The sequence below is a fragment of the Fodinibius sp. genome, from assembly GCF_041642155.1.
Lineage (GTDB): Bacteria > Bacteroidota > Rhodothermia > Balneolales > Balneolaceae > Fodinibius.
Window position 1 is genome coordinate 1 of record NZ_JBEPWZ010000143.1, and the last position, 7,230, is coordinate 7,230.

The 7,230-nt window shown below is 49.7% G+C and carries 8 protein-coding genes; 5 read left to right on the forward strand and 3 right to left on the reverse strand.

The window, feature by feature from the left end; all coding sequences use genetic code 11:
* Positions 1 to 4: 4 nt before the first annotated feature.
* The 3 genes from ACESLU_RS09260 (at position 5) to folD (ending at position 2,537) form a co-directional block, all read left to right on the forward strand.
* Entirely contained in the window at positions 5 to 178 is a 174-nt protein-coding gene (locus ACESLU_RS09260; RefSeq protein ID WP_372638298.1) for a D-alanyl-D-alanine carboxypeptidase, read from the forward strand.
* A gap of 19 nt (positions 179 to 197) precedes the next feature.
* On the forward strand, positions 198 to 1,571 hold the full coding sequence (locus tag ACESLU_RS09265; RefSeq protein WP_372638285.1) for a sigma-54-dependent transcriptional regulator: 1,374 nt from the start codon (positions 198 to 200) through the stop codon (positions 1,569 to 1,571).
* 75 nt (positions 1,572 to 1,646) lie between these two features.
* On the forward strand, positions 1,647 to 2,537 hold the full coding sequence (gene folD, locus ACESLU_RS09270) for a bifunctional methylenetetrahydrofolate dehydrogenase/methenyltetrahydrofolate cyclohydrolase FolD (RefSeq protein WP_372638288.1): 891 nt from the start codon (positions 1,647 to 1,649) through the stop codon (positions 2,535 to 2,537).
* Positions 2,538 to 2,630: 93 nt separating this feature from the next.
* Here the strand turns inward: folD and ACESLU_RS09275 are convergent, their stop codons facing one another.
* Positions 2,631 to 2,921 (reverse strand): hypothetical protein, encoded by a 291-nt coding sequence (locus ACESLU_RS09275; RefSeq protein ID WP_372638290.1) that lies wholly within the window; start codon positions 2,919 to 2,921, stop codon positions 2,631 to 2,633.
* Between the two features lie 231 nt (positions 2,922 to 3,152).
* On the opposite strand from ACESLU_RS09275, the gene ACESLU_RS09280 reads away from it, so the two are divergent.
* Positions 3,153 to 3,482 carry a hypothetical protein gene (locus tag ACESLU_RS09280; RefSeq protein WP_372638292.1) on the forward strand — a complete coding sequence of 110 codons (330 nt, stop codon included), beginning with the start codon at positions 3,153 to 3,155 and terminating at the stop codon, positions 3,480 to 3,482.
* A gap of 471 nt (positions 3,483 to 3,953) precedes the next feature.
* Entirely contained in the window at positions 3,954 to 5,432 is a 1,479-nt protein-coding gene (gene guaB, locus ACESLU_RS09285; protein WP_372638300.1) for an IMP dehydrogenase, read from the forward strand.
* A 147-nt stretch (positions 5,433 to 5,579) separates the two neighbouring features.
* Here guaB and ACESLU_RS09290 read toward each other — a convergent pair whose 3' ends face one another.
* Both ACESLU_RS09290 and ACESLU_RS09295 read right to left on the reverse strand, forming a co-directional pair.
* Entirely contained in the window at positions 5,580 to 6,662 is a 1,083-nt protein-coding gene (locus tag ACESLU_RS09290; protein ID WP_372638294.1) for an LptF/LptG family permease, read from the reverse strand.
* On the reverse strand, positions 6,655 to 7,230 hold a 576-nt coding region (locus ACESLU_RS09295), incomplete at its 5' end, for an LptF/LptG family permease (protein WP_372638296.1). The genes ACESLU_RS09295 and ACESLU_RS09290, both read right to left, overlap by 8 nt.

The window sequence follows — 7,230 nt, forward strand, 5'->3', positions numbered from 1 at the left end:
TAAAATGCATGGCAAAACGGGATATGTTTCGGGCGTTCGAGCTCTGAGCGGATATTTGGAGTCGGCATCGGGACAGCCGCTTGTGGTCAGTATCATAACGAATAATTACACCGAGTCGACCTCTTATGTTGATTCGGTACAGGAAGAAATAATTCAACAAATATACTATAAATATTAACATTTATTAACGAACAGGCATGCCTGACAAGTCCCCTACAATACTGGTAACGGATGACGAAGAGAGTATTCGCAATTCACTCCGGGATATTCTTGAATTTGAGGGATATCGTGTACTTGAAGCCGAAGATGGTGAACAGGTGTTTCAGATTCTGTCAGAAGAGACCGTCGATCTTATGCTCCTGGATATTAAAATGAAAGGGATGGACGGTATGGAGGTACTCTCTAAACTGAAAGAGAATAAACTCCATTTCCCCGTCATTATGATTTCGGGACACGGAAATATTGAAATTGCGGTGGAAGCCACCAAGAAAGGGGCCTTTGATTTTATCCAGAAACCACCTGATTTGAACCGGTTGCTGGTGAGTGTGCGAAATGCCCTGGATCAACGAAGGCTCTCGGAAGAGAATAAAACCATACGATCGCGGCTGCCTGAAGTTCCTGAAATTATTGGTGAAAGCCGGGGCATTAAAAAAATAAAAGAAACCATCGATAAAGTTGCCCAGACGAATTCAAGAGTTATGGTGACCGGCGAAAACGGAACGGGAAAAGAACTTGTAGCCCGCTGGATCCATGAAAAAAGTCAGCGCAGGAATGAAGAGTTCGTAGAAGTCAACTGTGCTGCCATCCCTGCAGATTTGCTCGAAAGTGAGCTTTTTGGTCATGAGAAGGGAGCCTTTACCGGTGCCAGCAGTCAGCGTATCGGTAAATTCGAACAAGCTGACGGGGGAACGCTTTTCCTGGATGAAGTGGGAGATATGAGTCCCAATGCGCAGGCTAAAGTACTGCGAGCCCTGCAGGAAAATGCCATTATTCGCGTTGGAGGGACCGAAAAAATAACGGTGGATGTCCGTGTAATCGCGGCTACGAACAAAGATCTGCTGGAAGAGATCGAGGCCGGTGGCTTCAGGGAAGATCTCTATCACCGGCTGAATGTGATTCCGATTCATGTTCCGCCGCTTCGGCAACGACGTGAAGATGTCCCGGCGTTGGCCCGGCGATGGCTCAAGCATCTGGCGGAAAAAGACATTACTTTTTCCGGTATTTCGTTTAGTGATGATGCACTGGAAGCGTTAAAAGAACAACAGTGGTCGGGCAACGTACGGGAGCTTCAAAATGCGGTAGAACGACTGGGATTGCTTGCCGAGGGTACGACCATCACCGGAAAGGAAGTCAGTAACCTCACGCTCACGGGATCCAGGAAACCTGAGGGAGCCGACAGCCTGCTCGACAGTATTGACACCTTTCAGGGTTTTAAAGAAGCATCAGAACGATTATTTTTGCTGCGAAAACTGAATGAAAATGATTGGAATATCTCCCAGACGGCTGAGGCGATTGACATCCAGCGCAGCCACATGTACAACAAAATGAAGAAGTACGATATCGAGCGGTAGATACCGGATACCAGCAACCGGCACCCGGGGCCCATTCTGATTGACAACTCAAGACTCATAACTTAAGACCACGAAATGTCCGCTAAAATTATTGACGGTAAGAAAGTAGCAGCAATAACAAGAGATGAAGTTCGCGAAGATGTGGAGGATTGGCTCGAAGCGGGACATCGCCCCCCTTTTCTACAGGTCATACTGGTTGGCAATGATCCCGCTTCAAATGTATATGTAGGGGCCAAGACGCGCGCCTGCAAAGAAGTGGGTATTGAAACCGACACCCGGCAGCTACCCGATACGGTTTCCGCCAAAGAACTGAAAAACACGATACAGTATTATAATGAGAACGGCGATGTGGATGGCATCCTGGTGCAGCTTCCCCTGCCGTCCCACCTTTCTTCACACGACGTTATAGAGGCTATAGACCACCGCAAGGACATCGATGGTTTTCATCCCATGAATATAGGCCGGCTTACGGTGGGACAACCCAGCTTTCGTTCCTGTACGCCCGCAGGTATTTTTGAGCTGTTTAAATATTACAGCATTCCCACCAAGGGGAAACATGCTGTTGTGGTGGGGGCCAGTGATATTGTCGGGCGGCCGATCTCCGTTATGCTTTCCAAAGAGGATGCAGGAGGAAAAGCGACCACGACTATTTGCCACAAGTACACCAAAGACCTGACGGCTCATACCATCTCCGCAGATATACTGGTGGTGGGGGCCGGTCAGCCCAACCTGATCAGGGGGGAGATGGTCAAGGAAGGGGTGGTAGTGATAGATGTGGGCATTAACCGTGTAGCCGACGAGACCCGGGAGAAGGGGTACAGCCTGGTGGGCGACTGTCATTTTGAAAGCGTCAGGGAAAAGGCAAGCTGGATCACGCCGGTTCCCGGTGGCGTGGGTCCCATGACCGTGGCTATGCTAATGAAAAATACCCTGTTGGCCGCCAAAAAATCGATTTACCCGGGGTAACATCCCCCCTGGGGAGGTCAAGTCATTCCGCTGGTAATAACGCCCGATTCTCTACTTATGACTGGGTGAATTATGGGGAGGGGTTCATCCTTTCTACAGGCACTGTTCCGGATTGTCGGGATCCAGGTGACAACTGTCGGACTGGAGGCTGCGTCCCAATCTAACCTCTTGATGCAGCTCTTCCAGAAACTCTACAATTTCCGCCCGCGAGGACCATGTCCGGTGGCCGTCGCCGAGTACGGGCAACTCATCCTTGTCCACTTCTTTAGGCAGGGAATCAGCATTGTCAACCTGGATAATCTTATGCGCTACAACCATATCCTGCAGTTTTTCCTCAATATGGTCCGTAAACTGGTCAGAAGTATCTTTATAAAATGTAAGCATGGTGCGTGGTAACAAGGGGTGTTGTTTTATAGTAACAGTTCCGGCACAGCGACGGTTCCGTTGCATGTTGGATAATATCTTCATTATGGACTCCCCTTCAATCGTACTTTTTTTCAATCTCTTGCACCTTGCTGCAGGAAGACAGAATCTTTTTTAGAGAGGGGTGACATACTGCTGTCAGTCTGCTTGGTTACATTTATGATGAAGATTAATTAAACAAAGAGACCAGTTATGAATGCAGCAGTTAATATTTCCAACCAGCAGGTTACCGCAAACATGGAACCGGTGCTACGCAAAGTGCTCAAAGAAGCTGAGCAGGAGCATCAGGAATTGCAACAGATGTTTAAACTGATGGGCTGGGGAGACCTGCCGGATGCGCTTAAAATTGAAATTAAAGATGATGTGTCGGCACTGGTTGAGGAGCTGCAGGGACAGTATTCCAGCTGTGATCCCGGGGTCGCCCGCCGCCGGCAGCGGGTCGTCCACTGGATCGAGAGTTTTAAAGATGACTTGTGTTCCCTGCAGACGGCTGTGGAGGCGTTGCGGGTTCGCAGTTTGTAAGATCTATTTCAGGTTATATCAGCGGGGCCTTCACAAAACCCATGTCACTCTTTACCAATTAGCGGGACAGGGTCTTTGGCAAAAAAGGTCCACCGTTTCTAATGCACTTTTGCTATAGCTATAGAAAAAGTGCCGGTCCCGGCTGCTGACGATATTCAACATCACATAGCAAGGTTTTGCAAAACTCCCCAGGGGGGCGGGGTACCTGTTCAAGGTCAGGGCCAGAGGAAGATTGGAATGGTAGCAGGTAGCCTGTCTGAGAGAATTTCAACCGGCCGATAACGCCGGTATTGAACAAAAGACCGTTTTTGTAAAGACCTCAATTAATAAGGGAGAGGCCCTTGGGCAGCCTAATAATGTGGGTGACCTTGACTATTAACAAATTTTTTAGGAAATCTGTTAAGCAGGTCGCCCACATTTTTTTTATCTTTGCCCAAACCTGAATCCAAATACGTGCAGACCTACTCTATCATGCAATCTTCCTCTCCTTCTGATCGGATTACACGGCAGGGCCTGACTTATGATGATGTGCTCCTGGTGCCGGGCTACTCGCAAACGCTGCCGCGCGATGCCAATACGAGTATAGACCTTACCGACGACCTGACCCTCAATGTACCTATTATCAGCGCAGCAATGGATACTGTTTCGGAGTATCGACTGGCTATTGCATTAGCCCGGGAGGGAGGCATTGCCATGCTGCACAAGAATATGTCGATTCAGGATCAGGCGGACCAGGTACGCATGGTAAAGCGCAGCGAGAGTGGTATGATTGTTGATCCCGTCACGCTGGATAAGGATTCGACGGTACGGAAAGCGCGCTCGCTGATGAAAAAGCATAAAATCGGGGGTATTCCTATTGTTAAAGACGATAATACACTTATTGGCATCGTCACCAACCGGGACCTGCGCTTCGAACACTATGTGGATAAAAAGCTGAGTACGATCATGACCAGCGACAACCTGATCACGGCGCGGGAAGGGACCACCCTGGAGGAAGCTGAAAAACTTTTACAGGAACATAAAGTGGAAAAGCTGCCCATTGTAGATGATGACACCAAACTGGTGGGACTGATTACCTTTAAGGATATTGAAAAGAAAATGAATTTCCCCCATGCCTGTAAGGATGACATGGGACGACTGCGCGTGGGGGCTGCTGTAGGAGTTACCGAGGATACCCTGGAGCGTGTCGATGCGCTGGTGGAATCGGGCGTGGATGTTATTACGGTGGATACCGCCCATGGCCATTCGACAGGAGTGCTGGAAATAGTAGAGAAGATTAAGGCGGCCTATCCCGATCTGAGTCTCATCGGGGGCAATATTGCTACCAGGGACGCGGCAAAGGCGCTGGTCGATGCCGGTGCGGATGTCCTTAAAGTGGGGGTCGGACCGGGATCCATCTGTACGACCAGAGTGGTTACGGGGGTGGGCGTTCCGCAGTTGAGTGCTGTTATGGAGGTGGCCGAGCTGGCCCACGAAGCGGGCGTCGGACTCATTGCCGACGGCGGCATTAAGCAGACGGGCGACATCCCCAAAGCGATAGCCGGGGGAGCCGATGCGGTGATGATGGGATCGATGTTTGCCGGCGTGGATGAAAGTCCCGGTGAAACGATTATCTACGAATCCCGAAAGTATAAATCCTACCGCGGAATGGGCAGTATCGGCGCCATGGAGAAAGGGTCCAAGGATCGCTATTTCCAGGATGTGGAGGATAATATCAATAAACTAGTGCCTGAGGGAATTGAGGGACGCGTACCCTATAAGGGATATCTCAGTGAGGTGGTCCATCAGATGGTCGGGGGATTACGGGCAGCGATGGGCTATGTCGGAGCGGCAGATCTTTCCGAGCTGAAGAAAGCGGAGTTTGTACAGATTTCAGCTGCCGCCTACAAGGAAAGCCACCCGCATTCTGTCCAGATTACCAAAGAGTCGCCCAACTATTCGGTCAGCTAACCCGCATCATTCACGTGTGAAATAACATATTTTCCAGCTTTTTTTGCCTTGCCCACCACCAAATTTCCTGATGAAGAATCCGGGCCAGGCTAAAGTGGGTGCGGGACATGACGTGATGAAAAGTGAGAAAAAACGAAGCAGAAGCCATTATTTCCGGGCCCTGAACAGGGCTCCGAGGCCGAGAAGCAGGAAGAACAGGTGCGGAAGAACGGCGGCCAGCAGGGGAGGTATTTCCCCGGTCCCCCCAAACGGTTCAATGACTTTCATCAGGGCCAGATAGAGAAAACTCACTCCCAGTCCCGCCGCAATATAAAATCCTTTCCCCCCCTCGCGGCGTACGGAAGCCAGCGAAAAGCCCACGATAATGACCACAATAATCGAAAAAGGATAGGCATAGCGCCCGTAGAGCTGAACTTTGGGCGACTCTACATTGCCGGCCCCGCTGCGCTCGATAGCCTGGATATACTCCCGGGCTTTGGGATAGGTCAGCTGGTAGATATCAGAAGTGGTTCGGGCCAGATCGCGGGGATAGATATTCAGGGTGGTGTCCATTGAATCGACGTATACATGTTCATATCCCAGGGGAGTCATAATGCGTTTATCGACGCTTTCAAGCTTCCACAACTGTTCCTGTTCCTTCCAGATCATGCGCTGGATATACATGGTTTCCCTGATGCTGTCGCCGGCAAAGGTCGTAGCGTCAACGCGATGACCGGTATTCTCATCGGCATTGAAAAAGCCGATCTTGAAGATCGTCTGGTCCGATTCCTGCCGGAAAAGCTGGTTATTATCAACCTTTTCGGATTTTCCCTGCAGGTATTTCGATTCGAAGGCGATCCGTTTTTTATTGGCGTCGGGAATGAGATATCCATCCATGTAGCTGGTAATACCCGTGATAATAAAACCAAAGATAAGGTATGGAAGCAGCAGCCGGTAAAGACTGACGCCCGCTGCCTTGAGGGCGACAATTTCAAGTCGTTCGGTCATCTGTCCCGTCAGGTACAGGCAGGCAATAAAGACCGCAACAGGAATAATAAGTCGTATAATCTCCGGAATGTAATTTAAATAATAGACCCCGAATATCTCGGCAAAAGCCGCTCCTTTGTCGGTAAAGTCCTCACTGTTCTCAGAGAAATCAAAGATGATGAATATAACAATCAGCATCAGCAGCATAAAAATGGTGATGACAAAAAGCCGGCTGATGATATATCGGTCAATCTTTTTAATCACGGTCGCCCCAGAGATTTGAGATTTTGAAAGGAGTGGAGATGCGAATAACCAGATAAAGACCGACCAGGCCCAATAAGACATTGGAGTACCACATACCGGTGGCCGGTGCGATGAACATGCGGTCGGCCAGCTTCTCTCCCTGGATGATTGAGATCCAGTAAAAAGTCAAAAACAGGGCGCCGATAAGGGCCGCATACCCCAGGTTTCCTCTCTTGGTAAACATCCCGATGGGGGCTCCCAGTAATACAAAAATGATGCAGGCAAACGGAATGGCGAATTTCTTATGGATTTCCACCATGTAGCGGGCAATTTTATTGATGCGCCATTCGGTGTCTACGGATACATCTTCGACAAGCGACTGGTAGCCCCGCAGTTTAGAGAGCGTTAAATCGTGCAGTGTCCGTTGTTCAGACTCGGAATCCAGCATGTTAAGGGCAACATACCGGCTTGAATAGGGCGACTTTTTCAGAGAGTCGGGCTGCGTGCGAAAACGCCGGGAAACACTTTGCTGCTCAACATCCTCTGATTGGGGCCTCGGCACAAAATAATTGTCGTTGTCGCGGATGAG